The organism is Pseudomonas sp. FSL R10-2964, from assembly GCF_009600035.1.
Lineage (GTDB): Bacteria > Pseudomonadota > Gammaproteobacteria > Pseudomonadales > Pseudomonadaceae > Aquipseudomonas > Aquipseudomonas bubulae.
Genome location: NZ_WIWH01000087.1, coordinates 1 through 1,745 on the forward strand (window position 1 = coordinate 1; position 1,745 = coordinate 1,745).

Sequence of the window (1,745 nt, forward strand, 5' to 3'; positions counted from 1 at the left end):
TGATGCGGTAGAGGAGCGTTCTGTAAGCCTGTGAAGGTGAGTTGAGAAGCTTGCTGGAGGTATCAGAAGTGCGAATGCTGACATGAGTAACGATAATGGGTGTGAAAAACACCCACGCCGAAAGACCAAGGTTTCCTGCGCAACGTTAATCGACGCAGGGTTAGTCGGTCCCTAAGGCGAGGCTGAAAAGCGTAGTCGATGGAAAACAGGTTAATATTCCTGTACTTCTGGTTATTGCGATGGAGGGACGGAGAAGGCTAGGCCAGCTTGGCGTTGGTTGTCCAAGTTTAAGGTGGTAGGCTGGAATCTTAGGTAAATCCGGGATTCTAAGGCCGAGAGCTGATGACGAGTGTTCTTTTAGAACACGAAGTGGTTGATGCCATGCTTCCAAGAAAAGCTTCTAAGCTTCAGGTAACCAGGAACCGTACCCCAAACCGACACAGGTGGTTGGGTAGAGAATACCAAGGCGCTTGAGAGAACTCGGGTGAAGGAACTAGGCAAAATGGCACCGTAACTTCGGGAGAAGGTGCGCCGATGGAGGTGAAGCATTTACTGCGTAAGCCCCTGTCGGTCGAAGATACCAGGCCGCTGCGACTGTTTATTAAAAACACAGCACTCTGCAAACACGAAAGTGGACGTATAGGGTGTGACGCCTGCCCGGTGCCGGAAGGTTAATTGATGGGGTTAGCTAACGCGAAGCTCTTGATCGAAGCCCCGGTAAACGGCGGCCGTAACTATAACGGTCCTAAGGTAGCGAAATTCCTTGTCGGGTAAGTTCCGACCTGCACGAATGGCGTAACGATGGCGGCGCTGTCTCCACCCGAGACTCAGTGAAATTGAAATCGCTGTGAAGATGCAGTGTATCCGCGGCTAGACGGAAAGACCCCGTGAACCTTTACTATAGCTTTGCACTGGACTTTGAATTTGCTTGTGTAGGATAGGTGGGAGGCTTTGAAGCGTGAACGCCAGTTTGCGTGGAGCCAACCTTGAAATACCACCCTGGCAACTTTGAGGTTCTAACTCAGGTCCGTTATCCGGATCGAGGACAGTGTATGGTGGGTAGTTTGACTGGGGCGGTCTCCTCCTAAAGAGTAACGGAGGAGTACGAAGGTGCGCTCAGACCGGTCGGAAATCGGTCGTAGAGTATAAAGGCAAAAGCGCGCTTGACTGCGAGACAGACACGTCGAGCAGGTACGAAAGTAGGTCTTAGTGATCCGGTGGTTCTGTATGGAAGGGCCATCGCTCAACGGATAAAAGGTACTCCGGGGATAACAGGCTGATACCGCCCAAGAGTTCATATCGACGGCGGTGTTTGGCACCTCGATGTCGGCTCATCACATCCTGGGGCTGAAGCCGGTCCCAAGGGTATGGCTGTTCGCCATTTAAAGTGGTACGCGAGCTGGGTTTAGAACGTCGTGAGACAGTTCGGTCCCTATCTGCCGTGGACGTTTGAGATTTGAGAGGGGCTGCTCCTAGTACGAGAGGACCGGAGTGGACGAACCTCTGGTGTTCCGGTTGTCACGCCAGTGGCATTGCCGGGTAGCTATGTTCGGGAAAGATAACCGCTGAAAGCATCTAAGCGGGAAACTTGCCTCAAGATGAGATCTCACTGGAACCTTGAGTTCCCTAAAGGGCCGTCGAAGACTACGACGTTGATAGGTTGGGTGTGTAAGCGCTGTGAGGCGTTGAGCTAACCAATACTAATTGCCCGTGAGGCTTGACCATATAACACCCAAGCAATTTGC

General features: G+C 52.1%; 1 rRNA gene. It reads left to right on the forward strand.

Annotated features, from left to right (window positions below):
- Window positions 1–1,725, forward strand: a 23S ribosomal RNA gene (locus GHN92_RS23530); the annotation flags it as partial.
- Window positions 1,726–1,745 lie beyond the last annotated feature (20 nt).